At 51.0% G+C, this 15940-nt stretch carries 14 protein-coding genes; 3 read left to right on the top strand and 11 right to left on the bottom strand.

Annotated features, from left to right (window positions below):
• Positions 1–4: 4 nt before the first annotated feature.
• The 3 genes from AWR27_RS15660 to AWR27_RS15650 form a co-directional block, all read right to left on the bottom strand.
• Entirely contained in the window at positions 5–1423 is a 1419-nt protein-coding gene (locus AWR27_RS15660; protein WP_077132034.1) for a Gfo/Idh/MocA family protein, read from the bottom strand.
• A 207-nt stretch (positions 1424–1630) separates the two neighbouring features.
• Positions 1631–2461: a universal stress protein gene (locus AWR27_RS15655; RefSeq protein WP_077132033.1), complete on the bottom strand. Its 831-nt coding sequence runs from the start codon at positions 2459–2461 to the stop codon at positions 1631–1633.
• 38 nt (positions 2462–2499) lie between these two features.
• Positions 2500–3555 (bottom strand): response regulator, encoded by a 1056-nt coding sequence (locus tag AWR27_RS15650; RefSeq protein WP_077132032.1) that lies wholly within the window; start codon positions 3553–3555, stop codon positions 2500–2502.
• 150 nt (positions 3556–3705) lie between these two features.
• Between AWR27_RS15650 and AWR27_RS15645 the strand changes: the two genes are divergently transcribed.
• The 3 genes from AWR27_RS15645 to AWR27_RS15635 all read left to right on the top strand — a co-directional run bounded on the left by AWR27_RS15645 (position 3706) and on the right by AWR27_RS15635 (position 6314).
• Positions 3706–4116, top strand: coding sequence for a hypothetical protein (locus AWR27_RS15645; protein ID WP_077132031.1), 411 nt, complete (start codon positions 3706–3708; stop codon positions 4114–4116).
• Between the two features lie 26 nt (positions 4117–4142).
• On the top strand, positions 4143–4958 hold the full coding sequence (locus AWR27_RS15640; protein WP_077132030.1) for a universal stress protein: 816 nt from the start codon (positions 4143–4145) through the stop codon (positions 4956–4958).
• 372 nt (positions 4959–5330) lie between these two features.
• Entirely contained in the window at positions 5331–6314 is a 984-nt protein-coding gene (locus tag AWR27_RS15635) for a T9SS type A sorting domain-containing protein (RefSeq protein ID WP_198045013.1), read from the top strand.
• Between the two features lie 208 nt (positions 6315–6522).
• Here the strand turns inward: AWR27_RS15635 and AWR27_RS15630 are convergent, their stop codons facing one another.
• From AWR27_RS15630 to AWR27_RS15595, 8 genes are all read right to left on the bottom strand, one after another.
• Complete coding sequence (locus tag AWR27_RS15630) at positions 6523–7524, bottom strand: bestrophin family protein (protein WP_077132028.1); 1002 nt, start codon at positions 7522–7524, stop codon at positions 6523–6525.
• An 80-nt stretch (positions 7525–7604) separates the two neighbouring features.
• The gene (locus tag AWR27_RS15625; RefSeq protein ID WP_157579238.1) at positions 7605–7799 is read right to left on the bottom strand and encodes a hypothetical protein; all 195 of its coding nucleotides are present in this window, start codon (positions 7797–7799) and stop codon (positions 7605–7607) included.
• Between the two features lie 80 nt (positions 7800–7879).
• The gene (locus tag AWR27_RS15620; protein WP_077132026.1) at positions 7880–8077 is read right to left on the bottom strand and encodes a hypothetical protein; all 198 of its coding nucleotides are present in this window, start codon (positions 8075–8077) and stop codon (positions 7880–7882) included.
• Positions 8078–8121: 44 nt separating this feature from the next.
• Entirely contained in the window at positions 8122–9627 is a 1506-nt protein-coding gene (locus AWR27_RS15615; RefSeq protein ID WP_077132025.1) for a hypothetical protein, read from the bottom strand.
• A 108-nt stretch (positions 9628–9735) separates the two neighbouring features.
• Positions 9736–10800, bottom strand: a complete 1065-nt coding sequence (locus AWR27_RS15610; RefSeq protein ID WP_077132024.1) for a hypothetical protein — start codon at positions 10798–10800, stop codon at positions 9736–9738.
• Positions 10801–10804: 4 nt separating this feature from the next.
• Complete coding sequence (locus tag AWR27_RS15605; RefSeq protein WP_077132023.1) at positions 10805–12643, bottom strand: restriction system-associated AAA family ATPase; 1839 nt, start codon at positions 12641–12643, stop codon at positions 10805–10807.
• Positions 12643–14334: a restriction endonuclease subunit S gene (locus AWR27_RS15600; protein WP_077132022.1), complete on the bottom strand. Its 1692-nt coding sequence runs from the start codon at positions 14332–14334 to the stop codon at positions 12643–12645. Before AWR27_RS15600 ends, AWR27_RS15605 begins: the two co-directional genes overlap by 1 nt.
• Positions 14331–15908, bottom strand: a complete 1578-nt coding sequence (locus AWR27_RS15595; RefSeq protein ID WP_077132021.1) for a type I restriction-modification system subunit M — start codon at positions 15906–15908, stop codon at positions 14331–14333. Before AWR27_RS15595 ends, AWR27_RS15600 begins: the two co-directional genes overlap by 4 nt.
• Between the last annotated feature and the right edge of the window lie 32 nt (positions 15909–15940).

The following is a 15940-nucleotide window of genomic DNA, read 5'->3' as shown; positions in this document are numbered from 1 at the left end:
TGTACTACCGCGCCTTTGCCGTGGCTACGGGCTTGATGGCATACGCGGCTCGCTGCGGGCGCGAAAGCAGCCGGTTGGCTTCGTCGTCGTTTTTGAACTGCTCGGTTTTTGGGTCCCAGTACAGCTTACGTTTCAGCTTCATGGTGGCGTGATGCAGCAGGCAGGCCGAACACGAGCGATGACCCACTTCGGCAGGTGCGATGGGTTGCCTGCGGCTGGCTACGCTCTCTAACCAGTTGCCATGATGGTCGGTACTGACGGGCAGATGCACCTCGCTGGGGCCAATGACCGACTCCAGAATTTTGGGGTTACTGGCGTCCAAGGCTTTCGTATTGCCGGCTTTGTTGACCGGGTCACTGGCCGTTACGGAGTAGTTGCCCCGCGTCACGAACAGCCAGCCGTCGGTGCCTTCAAACTTGATACCGTTGGGCAGTTCGTTGCTCACAACCATGTGAACGCCGTTTTCGTAGCGGGCTTCGGTGCGGAAAATGCCGTGAACGTCCCACAGTCCCGATTTTGGAAAATCTGCTGTACCCCAAATCTCGACCGGGCCGGTATATTCGGTGTTCATGGCCCAGTGCGAACAGTCGATGTGGTGCGACCCCCAGCCGGTAATCATACCCGCGCCAAACTGTTCGCAGCGGAGCCAGCCGGGGCGGTCGTAGCCCACCTGCGGATGCACCCGCTTTTCAGTATAATACACCTCCGGCGTGGTGCCGAGCCACATGTCATAATTGAACCCTTTTGGAATCGGCATTTCAGGCTCCTCGTTGCCCGATGGATCGCCGGGGAGGCCCACGTAAATCTTTTTGAGTTGCCCGATACGCCCGTTGCGAACGAGTTCGGCAGCATACCGAAACTGGGCCGACGACCGCTGCTGACTGCCAATCTGCAAAATGCGGCCCGTGCGTTTCACGGCGTCGGCCATTGCCCGCCCTTCCGAAATAGTGAGCGAAGCCGGTTTCTGCATGTACACATCTTTTCCGGCTTCTACGGCGGCAACCGCAATGGGTGCGTGCCAGTGGTCGGGGGTGCTGATGATTACGGCGTCGATGTCTTTGTTGAGCAGTACTTCGCGGTAGTCGTTATAGACCCGCACCCCATCGTAGGGTTTGCCAGTTTGCTTAGTGTAGTAGTTGTTGACCAGCGTTTTAGCTTCCTGCGCCCGGTGATCGTCGAGGTCGCAAACGGCCACGATTCGGGCCGTGTCGTGTTTCCAGACGCCGGGCATATCATGATCGCGCGAGATGCGGCCCGTACCGATAGCCGCTACGTTGATACGGTTGCTTGGTGCGTTTTTTCCAAAAACCGACGACGGAACGATAGCTGGGAAACCGCTCGCCACCGCGCCCGATGCCAGCACCGTGCGAGCCGATAAATCGAGAAACGACCGGCGCGAAACCGAATTGTTGAGGAGGTTCATAACAGGATATTAGGTATAGGAAGCAGTCGGCTGACCACTATTTCTACCTTAAAACTTGGAATTTTATTAAAAAATAACAATCCTGTACCAAACAGAACCTTCTTATGAACCAGCTACAACGTTTGAAATGGCGAACTACAACGTTTTCGTGAATGTGTTCTGCAAGCCCCTAACTTAATTCGGGAGCTTGCAGAACACAGACGTGGCTCAGGCTTTACGAAACACAAGCAGGGGAGTAGTAGTCAGAAACGAGTAGTCGACCGAATTGCCCGACAGGAACAAACGCTTGAAAAAACCGTCTTTTTGGGTGGTAAACATGACCAGAACCGAAGGCTTTTTGGCCTGGATGAAGGCTTCAATGTTAGCGGTCAGGGCATGCGCCATGTGGCGGGGTTTTACCTGTACGGTTACGGGGTAGTCGGTGTGTTTTTTCACCGCCGTAGCAATAATGTCCGAGTCAACAACTGGCTCGTTGGGTTCGCTGAAGTGCAGCAACTCGACCGAAGTGGAAAGCGGCCTGGCAAAATCGACCACTCGTTTTATTTCGTTGAGCTGGCTCAAATCGCTGGCATATAGCACGGTAGTCAGTTCTGATACCCGGTATGTGGCGGGCACGGCAATCACCGGCACCGGCGACTGGTTGATTAGGTTCGAGGTGGTGTTGCCAAACAGTTTTTCGACCATGCCCGCTCCATGCGTACTGATACAGATGTAGTCGAAAGCATGGTCAGCCGCGTATCCCATAATAGTGCTGTCGGTAAAGGGCGAGTTTACAGCCACGCAGGTGTAGTTTGTGGGAAACATCTGTCGGCTTTTGTATACCGATTCAACAAAATTGCCGACCGTCTTTCGTGTTTTATTCAATTCGGTTTTTTCGTGAGCCGTGTAGGTTGCGTCGGTCCAGACGGTTGGTCGCGGAACATGGCATACAGTCAAAAAGGTGAGAGCAGCACCAGACTGCGAGGCTACCTGCATGGCGAAACGCATGGCTGCCTTCGATTGGCTCGAAAAGTCAGTAGTGACAAGGATTTTTTTCATGAGAGGAAGTGGTTAATCTGAGCGTAAGCCAAAGAAATTCACCAATTGGCCCGGCGCAGTTTGTCGGGCTGTACGATGCGGATGCTGGTGCCGGCCATGTCAATCAGGCCGTCCTGTTTGAATTCGCTGAGGGTGCGGATGAGCGACTCGGTGGCCGTACCAACCATAGCCGCCAGGTCATCGCGCGAAAGTTGAATGAGACCGCTGTGCTGTTCCGACAGCCGTAGTAGCGTATCGGCTACGCGCCGACGCAGCGAGCCGTAGGCCATGCCCAGCAGTTGCTGTTCGCGGTCCGATACGCGCCCCGCCAGGAGTTTAATAAACTGTTGCCCCACTTCCGCGTTTGCCAGCAGCAATTGCCGGAAATCATCCTGTGGAATATAAATCAGTTCACAGTCTTCGAGTGTAATTGCCGAGTCGGTATAGTCGGTTTGTTCGAGCAGGGCAAGGTAGCCGAAGAACTCACCCGATTGATACAAGCCTGTAATCAACTCTTTTCCATCGACGTTGGTACGCACGGTTTTTATCTTACCCGATTTCAGAAAATACAGCCGTGTCGGCTCGTCGCCTTCCGTATATATATACTGCTTTTTGCGAACGGCATGAACCTTCCGGTCGTTCGATAGGCTGGCGAGGTTGCCCACTGTGCGGGCATCGGTCAGAAACTGGTCGAGACCGTTTTGATGCAGGTCGTAGTCGGGTTTTAGCTGGGCCGGTGCCACGTGCTGAAAACGGTTCAGCCGCCCTTCAATGGCACTCAGCAGTTCCGATTCCTCAAACGGTTTGGTCAGGTAATCGTCGGCACCGAGTTCCATGCCTTTCCGGAAATCGCTGCGTTCGGTTTTGGCAGTCAGAAAAATAAACGGAATGCCCGATAGCTGCGGATTTTTGTTGAAAATATGCAGGACGCCGTAACCATCGAGAACGGGCATCATAATATCGCAGATGACCAGATCGGGCCGGGTGGCAAGGGCTTTTTCGACGCCTACCTTCCCATTTTCGGCAGTTAGAACGACATAGCCGGTCAGTTCCAGGATTTCGGCGGTGTTTTCGCGGATGGCATCGTTGTCTTCAATCAACAGAATCGTTTTCATAAGCAAAGCACCCTTCAGGGCGGGGGTATTTCTGCACGAAAATTAGGTAAAAGCCCGCGAATCAACCTGATAAAGCTCAGCCTGCACCCTAACAATCGTCAGCGCGGGGCAGTTTGCCAGGCCCCAACTTTACCGAAGAAATAATTTTGTATGACTACCTCATCTGCTACCCATTCAGCCGAACTGCCGGTGCTGACCTGCCGCGCTCAGCACCGGGCCTGGGCCGATACACTCAGCCGGAACGAACAGGAAATCGACCAACTGCTCGATTTGCTCACGACCCTGCCCGAGGCCGACTATCGAACCCTGACGCGTTCGCTACCCGACTACGCTCAGGCTCTGAACCGGCTCAAAAACAGTATCGGCCAACTCCGAACCGATATGGTCTGCGATGGAACCGGCTGTAGTGTACCAACGCCCGTGCTGACCTGTACCGACACCCGCTTCGTGTCTATCGCTGCTACTGACGCGCCTGTGTCGGCAATGGCGGCTGAGTTTGGGCGGCTGCGCGATAACTGCTACGCCCTGCTGACCCGATTAGTTGGCCTGAACTTAATTTAACGCATCAAACTGAATCCTTCCTCTTTATGAAAACTATTGTTGTTCCAACTGACCTGAGTGATTTCGCGAATCGGGCATTAGCCGTAGCTGTCAGCCTGGCCCGGCAGCACGGGGCTGTTATCGATCTGGTTCATTTTGTGCCGTTTAGCCTAATCGAACCCAGTTTTTCGGAAGCCCCCATATCTGTTGCTCAATACCTTGACGAGCAGGCTCAGGAGGCCGAGAAGTCTATTCAGCAACTATGCCAGCAGCCGCGCTATCAGGACGTAACGATACGGCCCACCATTGCCCGTGGCAATCAGGGCTTATACGAAACGCTGGCCGATTTGGCTGCTGATCTGGTTGTCGTTGCTTCGCACGGGTCGTCGGGCTGGGCCGAGTGGCTGTTTGGGTCCAATGCCGAGCAGATTATGAAACGCGTGCATTGCCCGGTGCTGGTCATAAAAACCGAGCAGGAGAATTTCAACCCCCAACACCCCGTTTGTGGCATCGATGTCGATGACCACCTGCTAACTCCGCACCCAATTCCGTTTCAGTTGGGCGAAACGATTCGGGAGTACATCTACGTGAAAACGCCATCTGACCCGAAAGTAGACGAAGGTATTCGCGACTGGATGGCTGAACTGGCCGCAGCCCGGAATCTGATCGATTACCACTTCACGATTGTAACGGCGGGCAACGTACCCGATGGCATCATCGCCTACGCCGAAAGCCGGCGAGCCGACCTGATCGTCTTGTTTTCGCACCAACGCAAAGGCGTGTGGCACCTGATTAATGGCAGCGTGGCCGAAGACGTGGTCAATCATGCGCCAATGCCGGTGCTGGTGATACCGCTTCGGTAAACTATTTTTTGCTTACACGCGACATTATTAACGCTACATGGCAACTACAGCCCTATAGCTTTTAGTATATGTTCATTCTTACTAAACATGATCGAGACACTTTGAGTGTTTGTACGTAAACGTTAGAATACAGGGATGAATTAACAGAAGTGAAATTTTTTTAATCAAAACTTTATCTTACATACCAATTATTTCTTTGTTTTGTGTTCTGAAGTAGTCTATTAGTGCATATGAAAATTCTGGGTAGGGTCTACACGTCAATAGAAACTGATTTGGCATTTGTATTGATGGGCTACCAAATGGGTAATAAGCCTATTCATTTTCACATGTAAATTTCAAGCAATGAGTATTTTTACTTATGATCATTTTCGCATGAAGACATTATTACTTACTTTCTTCTGGCTGGGTTGTTTATATCAGGCGATTGCTCAGCCCAGTCAGACTCCCTGCGTTGTTACAAACAGCTATTCGCTGAGTTATCTGTCGGGTACGGGAACCAACTGCTCGTTCCGGTTTCAGCCAACCGTAACCATAGATCAAAGAGGTGGCTCGGTTAAACTCGCGGAGTACACCTTCACGATAGGTGCTACTGTTGTTCAGGTATGTTACTCGGGTACTCCTGCGGCTTCGGTGCCTTGTTCGGGTAGTTATCAGGATTTGCCCAGCGGAGCCAACCTGCTTTTTCCGGCGGTTACTATCACCTTGCCTTGTAGTAGTGGTTCGCTTTCACTCAGGGGTAGCACGGCCACATCGGGAAATAGTACCTGCACTGGTCCCACGCAGCTTTTTAACGGCCCGCTGCCCGTTGAGTTGCTTTCGTTTTATGGCATCTCAAAACCCGAAGGCATTCTGCTGAATTGGGCAACCCAGTGGGAGACCAAAAACGAAGGCTTCGACATAGAAAAAAGTCTGAATGCCAACTCGTTCGAGCGTGTTGGCTTTGTGAAAGGCCAGCAAACCACGACTCAGCTATCTACCTACGAATTTCTGGACGCTACCGTTCGGGATGGGGAGACGTACTACTACCGGCTCAAGCAAAAAGACGTTGGCGGGGCGTTTGCCTATTCGCGTATTATTGCGGTTCGGCACGCGTTGGGTCAGGAGATGCCTGCCAAAGTGTTTCCAAACGCCAACGCAGGTGGTACTTTTATGCTGTCGATGCTCGACGCTCAATCGGCTACGCTACAGTTGTATAGCGAGGCAGGCCTGGAAATTCCGGTAACGGTTACCAAAACCGGCGACCCGAACAGTGTGTCGGTTTCGGCAGTTGGGTCAATAGCAAAAGGCATCTACCTATTGAAAGTTAGTAAAGCGGGCGGTAGTCAGCCGATAGCGTTAAAAGTACTCGTTCAATAGGTTTGAAACCAATAGCACCTTTTTTGTAATCCTTCTACAAGCATGAAATCAACGAAACAAGCTTTACTAACTACTTCTACTCCGAAGAAGGCGTATAAAACGCCAACGATGAAAACACTGGGTAACGTCAGAAAACTGACGCTCAAAACCGGCTCTAACATTGATGGGCTTGGGGCATTTTCGTGAAATCGGTTAAGAGGCTATTCAATCACATTAGAATATTATTGACGGGCGCAATAGGAGCGGGGAGGTCAGTTTCATCAAGCATATCGCGCAGGTCGATTTCGATGGTGCGCGATATGTTGCTGATCGGTACGTCGTTGGCTCCTCCTTCAAACGGATTGGCACTGCTTTCGCCTACGCGGTCGAGGGCTACGAATACCCATGTCAGCAGCGTAGCAAACGGCACGTTGAACCAGACGCTATAGCCTTCGAGAAACGTATCTTTCCCCATCGAGTTAAATTCCTTGAGCAGCCCGAACGGAACCAGAACGACAAATAAATACAGCAGGATGGTAGCAATGGACGAAAAATTGCGCGGATACGGGAAGTTTTTGATGCGTTCGGCCCGGCCCTGATGGTCGTAGAAAGATGTGATGCCCGTTTGCAACTGCATCAACTGAAACTCGTTGAGCAGGCCCCGCAGTTCGTTGATGTGCTTGGATTGTAGTGCCATTATCTGCGTAGCCCGGTTTTTCTTGGTCAGCACATACACGCGCTCCTCATCCGACAAATACGGCTGAAGTTCGTCGTCGAGCTTTGTTTCCCGTTCGGGAATTTTATACAAATGGCTGTATTCAATGTTGTTTGCTTCCTGCGTACTTTCCCAGATGCGTGGTTCGCGGAGCTGGTAGCGGAGGGCCGTTAGCCAGGCTATGTGCCGGTACAGAATCACTTTCGTCTCGGCGTCGGCCTGTCCGCGCAGATAGTCGCGCACCATTACGCCGAAGGCCCGGCTGGTATTGATAATGCTGCCATAAATCTGCCGGGCTTCCCACAATCGCGAATAGGTCGCGTTGTTTTTAAAGCCAACGATAAAGGCTACTGCCGTCCCAATCAGCGCGATGGGTACCCACGTAAGAGCCAGAAACGTATAGCCGAAAAAGTGGTACAGGGCCGTAGGAACAACAGACAAAAGCAGCAGTTTATAAATGTCCCGGCGTGTCCAGAACACAAATTCGGTGAAGGTGTAGCGTTTACCCGCGTGCATGGTGGGTTTGTTTTTTATAAAAGGTAATAAATGCAGAAAGCCGCCCAGATGGAGCGGCTCTCTGCGTTCAGCTTACTTGTCTACGCATTCAGAATGATTTTTGATGCGTTGCGTTGTGATGAAGCGGCTTTCCGCCGGGCTTCCAGTCGGTCGGCAGCCATGTCTTTGTTAAACTCCTGCATTTTTTCATAGGGCATAGCTTCTTCCAGCGAATACGTACGTTGCCCGCCCGTGATTCGTTTCACCAGTTCTTCGTAAGAGAATTTCTTATTCATTGGATTGTTGGTGTTTACCAGAAACAAGCAGGAAAGAACCGACTTGTGAAGGTCGTTTTTTCAATGCATAAACATGGTGCTTATGGACCCAGTAAAATCTGATTCGCCGTTTGCCGCGATTCTGCATCGCGACGTAAGAACTTTTTACGTTCTTCTTCCATTTGTTGATCGACTCGGCGCATTTTGTCTGAGTTGAGTAACGGTTCGATTGACTCGACTTTACCTTGTTTCTTCAAGCGGTCAATCATTTTTTGGTAATCGCTAATGATGTCTGCCATGGTGTTAGAATGCTTATGATATCGGTTAGACGGGGTTCAGGCAGCTAAGTCAAATTGCTTTGGTACTGGCTAAACGGCTTTACTGGCACGAGTAGTGTAGCCTCATCGCGAAAAGCAGCCGCAAAGTTACGGATTTTGTCGTGGAAAGCTACGAGTATCAGCGGTTTATCTTTTGCGGTATAGGCCTCCGTTGCATCCAGTAGCACAACTCCCAAAGCTCGTTTCTGTTGGAAAAACTTAGGCGTTGACAATTCGCCTACCCAAATGAACTGGGGCAGCACGGCAGATACGATCACTTGCTTCAGCTCAGACTGCATGTACGGATCAGTGGCAACCCGATCTTTATAAGAGCGACTGGATGTCAGAAAGAATTTCAGGATCACGTCGTGATAGCCACTCAATTCTATAACGCCCTGCGCCAGTAAGTTTTCTACGTATCGCTTCGCAGTGGAAGCTTCCAGATACACATTGCGGTGTAGCGGAACCACAAAGGCGGTGACCTCAAATTTTTTGCCATCGCTACGGGTAAGCGTAGCATTTCCGTTACCGAATGCAGCCCGGCTGTAAGGCGGTAGATTGTCATCGATGAATACATATTCTTTAACGGCCCGGTCGAGATCATAGACAGGTGGTTGCTGCTGTTCAGGCTCAATATCGCTTTCCTGTAAATACTGGACAAGTTGTTTTGTATCAACGGCTTTTCTTCCTACACAGATGACAGCATGGCTGGTTTTTTCGTCTTTGTTGAGAATAGACACCACAATTGGAATGCCACTCTCTACGTAGCAACTAAATAAACGGGTGAAATCTTCCTGATAATCGACTTTGCTGTAGATGCGTGGGCCAAACCCAAAGCTTCGCAACACGTAGGAAACATGACTAATGTGTAATCCCACTGCCGGCATCATTCGCTCATACATGATCGGTTCGAGCAGGCGGGTGATGCCCGACGGAAAGGCAAGCTGATAATGCGGATAACGTCGACTGAAATACTCCATAATAGCCCAAAGCGTGGTTTGGGCACAGGTCATGGTTTCGGTGTCCTGCGCCGAATGCGGAAAGCCATCTATGGTAAGCTTAACGCAGTTTACCGTAGTGGTAAAGGTAGTCTGGCAAATTTCACCGATGGGTTCCCAGTAGGCTTTAGGACTCATGACGTTACGGCCGATTACGTTTCGTAGGGTTGGACGTAAGACCAAGAAGCCCATAAAGCTTTGCTGCAAATATGAACGTCGTTTACTGTCACGAAAATCACTGACTTTGATGGGAGCCTCAAAAAACGACAGGCGAATACAATCTTTCGGGTAACTCTCCAGCTTACCAGCGTAGTACTGCGAATAACTGTCGCGGTACACTTCATCCATATAAGGTGATTCAATGCAGACAAACAAGTCGTCACGAAGCCCATATTGGAATAACGCAAGTGCATCCTTTACAGCCTCATCAACCTGATTGACCGGAATGCTACCGTATTGGAAGATTTTACGGGCGTGGGCCTGCACCTTCGGGATTATATCGCCAATTGGTGCAATGGTAGTGGTTATAATCATTCAGGGAAAGGTAGAGCTGTTGTAGATGTGGATGACTAGCGATATTACGTAAAAATCAGCGACTTTCAAGTCGAAAAGACCATTCTTTTAAAGACCTACTACTGCCTGTCAGGCAACAGTGGCTTCGATTAGTTTATCGATGTCGGGGGTTTGAAACAGGTGGCTATAGTATGCCTTACGGAGTATTGCCATCGGTATAGCAGAAAGCTCATTATAGTCGTCGAGGATATCGGCTTTGAAGTCGTCGAACGTAGTATGACGCCGACGTTTGTATCGTTTGGTCATTTCTTTCCACCATTGACGCTCGAACTGCCCAATGTGATCCTGATACCGCTTTCGTATGCAATAAATAGCATTCCAGCTATCCATTTCGGGGGTGTAGCTACCCGACTCGGTTAGCGTTACGTGCCAAAGCGTTTTTGTATCACTCAGTAAAGTTTGGTCTGATTGGTCATAGGCTGATTCGTACTGTATGTGCGCTTCTACATACCGATCCGGTTGATTTTTGTAGGGATAGGTTATGGCTCGTTGGGCACCGGTATCATCGAACGGTACGTCTTTGGCCCTCTTGGCGTTGCTGTTGCAGACGTAGCAGATGGGAAGTAGGTTTTTGAAATTGACGGAGTTGAATGGATAGACCGCTTTGGGTATAAAATGGTCGTAGGCATCACGATACAACCCCTCTGACGGTTGCAGGATATTAATGCCGCAGAATGGACAAAGCAGCGCGTCCTGATGGTTATGACTGACAAACATATCAAAATGATTTTTGACCGTTCCGTAGGCACTATTCACTTTCTTGAATTGAGAATAATCCTCCCACAACGACATGAAGAGGTCTTTCAGCGGCTCACGAATGCCAGATGGCAGATCATTGTATTTGTAGGGGTGGCAACCGCACTGGCAGATCGTCTCAATGTCATTGTTATTCCGGAATGCTTCCTGCACCAAAGCCTGTTCCGCATTCGTAAGCTGATGGTAGGTGGGTACAATTGTCTCGAAGCGCCGTAACAGTACTTTCGATGACTGGATTAGGAGCAGAAAGTCGTCACGAAACAGCACGGTAGCATCAAACGCCAACAGGTTCAGGGCAAATAGCTGCTCAAAAAAATAGGCTATGTTGTCGTGAAATTGATTGATGGAGTGGTTTAGATAGCGGTATGTATAGATCACGGCATCAGAGCGTTGAGTTTAGTAGTTGTTTCTCCCGTTTGTTCAGAAAATTGAGCGCGTCGAATTTTTCGATGGATTCGCCCAGTTGCAGCAGTTCACGTTTGCCGGTGCGAACTGCATCAAGCGTATCGGCCTCCCGTTTGATTCGCTCGATAGTCTCCAGCACCAGGTGCGATACGCTGTCCTGTTTTCGAAAGACAGTCTCCAGAATTAAACTCTCCGATGCACCGAAGGTGTTGAACGGCCCGGTTTCGCTAAAGTGTTCATCAGCCGCCCGCCGATACGTTACCGTACCGCCCGACTGGCGTTCAAACACAAACACGTTTTCGGGTTTGCAGTCCGATACAATAAAGGGCGAGTGCGAGGTCAGCAATACCTCCTGTTCGCGTATTTTTTTCGGACTGTTCGGGTCTGGTTCGGGGTCGGCGACAATCTGGTTCAGCAGGCTCACGAACCGGCTGCGCCATTCAGGATTGAAGTGAGTTTCGGGTTCGTCGAACAGAAACAGCGTACCGGGCTGTTCCATGAGCATCATAGCCCCAAATACATGCAGCAGTTGATGCTCGCCGTCCGACAGGCTCCGGTATGGAATAGACTGCGCCGAGCCAGCTTTCAATAGCTTTAGATTGCCTACATGAAATGACGCGTCTTGCGGCTCCGGACGGGGCAGTAGCATGGACAGGTTGTCGTCGGCGTCGGCTGTTTTAATGCGTTGACGGAGGGTTTCAGAATAATTCAGTACGTTCAGTAGTCGCAGGCCGTAGAGTTCGTTCAGGAGGTTATCGGCGGTGCGAAAGTGGTGATTGAAAGCCTTTTTGGTGGCCTGATTGACCCAGAAGTCGAGTTGTAAACGTACCGGCTGTTCGGCTTCGGGGGCACCGCCGGTCCAGGTGGTGGCGCAGCGAGTCAGTTTGTCGATAGTCTGGTTGAGCAGCGTGGGCAGCGGGATGGACCGCAGAGGTTCGCCTTCGCTGTCGAGCGTGTACGGGTAGTTGATGGTGATGGTGAACGACCGAACGTCTTCGATACGGGCCATGTCGTAGAGCAAAGGCAGTTGTTTGCGGTCTGGGATCAGGAAGTTGGCCAGCGTAATGAGCTTGTTCGACTCGTAGTCAAGATATAGCAACCGGTTGCGGCTTGCCTGATCGGGAGTCCAGTCGGCGGGTAGTGATTCGGTGTCGAAATCATCTTCGGGGTAACCCTGCGATTGCCATTCGGCGTCGTCGCCCGAAAAAGTATCGTCGTGGCTTGTCTGCTGAAACAATCGCTCGGCATAGAACACGTCTAACCGAATAAACGGGTTGGATATCAACTCGTTCATGCCCGATGAGTAGCCCACTACGTGCCGGGGCAGGGGCGGGGTTATCAGGTAATCAGCAACGGGGGTTAGCTGCCTGAAATCTTCGGTTTGGAGCAGTTGCCAGTCGGCTTGTTTGCCAGTCTCTTTGGTGATGCGTATAACAGGAAACAACCGGACAAAATCGACGTCCGGCGGTACAAAACCCGGCAACGCAGACAGCTTGGTGTCTTGCTGAGCCAACTGCCACGATAGCTTATCGGGTACGTAGTGGAGGCTGAACGCCAGATGCCTGATGAACTCGTTGTCGATCCAGATATCCTTATGACGAACTCCGCTTTTGCCAACCAGCCACTGATACTCTACGCAATAGAAAATCTCGGCCAGCACCTGTAATACGTTCGACTTGCCGGAGCCGTTCAGCCCTACGAAGCAGATGGGCTCCAATTGCTCGTAAGTAGGAACAGTGCCGGACCGAAAGCCAATGTGAAAATCGGCGGGCAACCCCCGAAATGGTGTGTGCAGATGCAGGTTGAGCAGACGCATCAGGTGATGGGAGTTGGCGTTACCGTTAACAGAATACGGCCCTGCGTCAGCGAGTCGGCCGCGGTATTCGTTTCGTCGTCGAATTCCTGATAGATTTCGCCCTGTTCGAGTCCCTCGAAAATTAGTCGTTTCAGGTTTGTATAAGCTACAGTGCCAAGCTCCCGACGTAGCATCTCGAACGGCACCGGACCAGCCTGGCTTAGTACTGTTGTCAGGGTATCCAGCGTTGGTACGGGCCGCTCCGGTTCATGTGCTGGTATTAGTACTAAGTCACGTATGCCGTCGGTGGCGGGTACGGGGCTGTACAGAATTCTCAGTCCCTGCCCGTGTTTGAGAATTAGGTTGTCCAGGGTAGAGGCCGGGCTTTGCTCCCGTTGCATGGGCGGTTGTTGCCAGGCGTTGGGGAAATCCCAGCCCAGCGGTAACTGAGCGGGTAGGTTGTCGGAATCAGGTTTCAGCGATGTGTTGGGGCGTTCTGTCCGCTTCGGTTTGGGAGATTCTGCCGTTGGTAATGCCGGCAGCACCACGCGGCTGACATCCAACTGCCCCGCAAACGCCCGCTGCATCAGGCTCTGATACAGGTGCTTCAACTCCGTGAGCGATTCGCGCTGCTGCGCTTTCAACGCTTCCACACGGTTGACAATCTCAGCGAATTGGCTTTGCAGGTCGAGGGAGGGGAGGGGGATTTTTAAATTTGCTAATCTTTCTTTCGATATATTGGGCATTGATCCAGCACTCCCAGAAGCTAATGCTTGAACACTCTTCCTAAATTTAGAACCGTTTAGCAGATACCATAAATATTGTCCGCGTACATTTTGATCATGTACTAACCGGAAAATAGTATCAGATAGCATGAGTCCAGGGGGAGTATCAAAGACGTATGCACACGCCCCAACTAACTCTCTTGTGTTCTTCCGTGAGAATAGAAGGTCGTTCTTTCTTACTTCAATATTCGGACGTGGCCGTAGACTATCAGGAAGTTTTTTATTCTCATTCGATTTAAAATAACGACTTGTAACAGCACCTAACTTCAGAATTGCCCATTCTTCATCACTCTGTTTGACCTCATCCAGGCATACCGGACTCCACCCACTATCTATACGTGTCAAACACTTCTCCAACTTCTCCACTTTCCACCCCTTTTTATTATTCACCGGGTCGCCAAACATATCGAAAAAGGTGCTTTTTAAGAAGTCGTCCAAGAGGGCGAGGGTCTGTTGCCGGGCCGCAATCAACTCCTCCGCTCGGCTGAGGATATGGGCAATCTGGCGTTGGGCGTCGAGACTGATGTCTGGTACTTGTAGATTATCAAGCGAAATTCGGCTCAAATGAGGAATAGTGGCCCCTGTGGTATTGGCACGCAATGTGTTAAACTGACTACGCAGAAAGAATCCTAAAAAGGGAGTATGCCACTGATCGGGTTCCTTCAAACGGATGAGTACAATAGTACTGCCCACATACCCATTCAAGCCCCAACCAACAGTTCCGGCATTTGCCCCATCCCAGGCAATAAGCAGGTCATTTTGATGCGCTTCAACCCCCGATTTGTCATCAGTAAATTTTACCAGTTTGTCATTACGTAAATCATCAATTTGGATAAATCGCTTTGAGGTGGTAGAACGCTGAATAGAAGGGTTGTGCTTTTTCCCTTTTAACAGCTTGACCAACGTTCCAAATGCTACTTTCTTCATACCAAATACCCCTCCAATTCGTCAATACCCTGTAAAATATCAGCTTCGAGCGTCCGCAGTTTTTTCAGGATGTCGGCGGGTGCGTCATAGGTGGTCGCTTCGTAGTCTTCTTCTTTGTATTTGCTCAGGCTGAGGTCGTAGTTGTTGTCGGCCAGTTCCTGTTTCTCGACAAAAAAGCATTGACTCTTGCGGTCGTTGGGCTGTTTAGGGTCGCGGCTGTGGTAGCGCGTTACAATGTTCTGCAAATCGCCGTAGCCGCTGAGTTTGGTGCGTTTGTCGTCTAATGTACGGCCATCGTTTTTCATTTCATAGAACCAGATCTGCTCAGCAGGTTCGCCTTTCGTGAAAATCAAGATAGCCGTGCTTACGCCCGCGTAGGGCTTAAATACGCCGGAGGGCATCGTAATCACAGCCTTCAGTTCGGCCTGCTCCACTAACTGCTTACGGATTTCGACAAAAGCCCGCCCAGCCCCAAACAGCACGCCCTGCGGTACAATCACAGCGGCTGTGCCGCCGATACGTAGCATTTGGTAAATGCGCTCCAGAAACAGCAGTTCGGTTTTGGTGGTGGGCAGTTTCAGGCTCGTGTTCACGTCGCCCTTGTCGATGTTGCCCGTGAAGGGTGGGTTTGCCAGTACGTAGTCGTACAGCCCGGCTTCGTCGTAGCCCTTCGAGAGCGTGTCCTGGTAATCGAGTTGTGGGTTCTGAAACCCGTGCATCATCAGGTTCATCAGGCCCATACGGACCATCGTCTGGTCGATGTCGTAGCCGTGGAAACAGTCGCGTTCCCAGTCGGCGCGAAGTTCGCGATTGGTGAGCAGATCGCCCATCGTACCCCGCACAAAGCCGTCTTCGTCGGTTTTCTTGTGCGCTTCCGAGGTGTGTTGCGTCAGGATATACACGTAAGCCGCCAGCAGGAAGCCTGCCGATCCGCAGGCCGGATCGGCGATGCGCTTGCCCAGTTCGGGCCGCAGCAGTTCGACAATCAGGTTAATGATGTGGCGCGGAGTGCGGAACTGCCCGTTTTTACCCGCCGTGGCTATTTCTGAGAGCAGGTGTTCGTACACGTCGCCCTGTATGTCCTGCAACGTATGACCGCCCTCGGTGGCGTCGCGCTCAACCTCCTTGAAAATATCGTCAATGAGCTTCACGGCTTCTACCATCAGCGAGGGCTTCGGGATAATGAACACCGCATTATCCATATGCCGGGCAAAGGGCGTACCGCTGGCATTCAACGTTTTCAGAAATGGGAAGACGTTAAGTTGAACCTGACTAAGCATTTCGGCGGCAGGCAGGTTTTTGAAGTAGCTCCAGCGTAGCATTTGTTTGCTGACATAGTTTTCAGGCTCGTCTTTCTGACCGGCGGGCAGATACGAACCAGCGAAGATGGATAGGTACGTATCGCCAGTAAACTCGGCGTCGGCCACTTTCTTGGCGTCTTGCGCGTCGAGCATTCGCATAAACAGCAGGTACGTAATTTGCTCGATGGCGGTGAGCGGGTTTGAGATACCGCCTGACCAGAACTTATCCCAAAGCTGGTTTATGAGTCGTTTAATGGTAGGGTTCTGTAGCATTTTGCGAACAAATATATTTTCAGTTCATAAAG

The organism is Spirosoma montaniterrae (genome assembly GCF_001988955.1).
In the GTDB taxonomy this organism is placed as follows: Bacteria; Bacteroidota; Bacteroidia; order Cytophagales; family Spirosomataceae; genus Spirosoma; species Spirosoma montaniterrae.
Note: the sequence above shows the minus strand (reverse complement) of the source record. Positions and strands in the feature narration are given on the sequence as shown.

Coding starts and splice junctions, on each gene's coding strand:
- AWR27_RS15640 (WP_077132030.1), top strand. CDS start 4,143: ATGAAAACTATTGTTGTTCCAACTGACCTGAGTGATTTCGCGAATCGG.
- AWR27_RS15650 (WP_077132032.1), bottom strand. CDS start 3,555: ATGAAAACGATTCTGTTGATTGAAGACAACGATGCCATCCGCGAAAAC.
- AWR27_RS15620 (WP_077132026.1), bottom strand. CDS start 8,077: ATGGCAGACATCATTAGCGATTACCAAAAAATGATTGACCGCTTGAAG.
- AWR27_RS15600 (WP_077132022.1), bottom strand. CDS start 14,334: ATGAAGAAAGTAGCATTTGGAACGTTGGTCAAGCTGTTAAAAGGGAAA.
- AWR27_RS15605 (WP_077132023.1), bottom strand. CDS start 12,643: ATGCGTCTGCTCAACCTGCATCTGCACACACCATTTCGGGGGTTGCCC.
- AWR27_RS15635 (WP_198045013.1), top strand. CDS start 5,331: ATGAAGACATTATTACTTACTTTCTTCTGGCTGGGTTGTTTATATCAG.
- AWR27_RS15595 (WP_077132021.1), bottom strand. CDS start 15,908: ATGCTACAGAACCCTACCATTAAACGACTCATAAACCAGCTTTGGGAT.
- AWR27_RS15645 (WP_077132031.1), top strand. CDS start 3,706: ATGACTACCTCATCTGCTACCCATTCAGCCGAACTGCCGGTGCTGACC.
- AWR27_RS15660 (WP_077132034.1), bottom strand. CDS start 1,423: ATGAACCTCCTCAACAATTCGGTTTCGCGCCGGTCGTTTCTCGATTTA.
- AWR27_RS15625 (WP_157579238.1), bottom strand. CDS start 7,799: ATGAATAAGAAATTCTCTTACGAAGAACTGGTGAAACGAATCACGGGC.
- AWR27_RS15655 (WP_077132033.1), bottom strand. CDS start 2,461: ATGAAAAAAATCCTTGTCACTACTGACTTTTCGAGCCAATCGAAGGCA.
- AWR27_RS15630 (WP_077132028.1), bottom strand. CDS start 7,524: ATGCACGCGGGTAAACGCTACACCTTCACCGAATTTGTGTTCTGGACA.
- AWR27_RS15615 (WP_077132025.1), bottom strand. CDS start 9,627: ATGATTATAACCACTACCATTGCACCAATTGGCGATATAATCCCGAAG.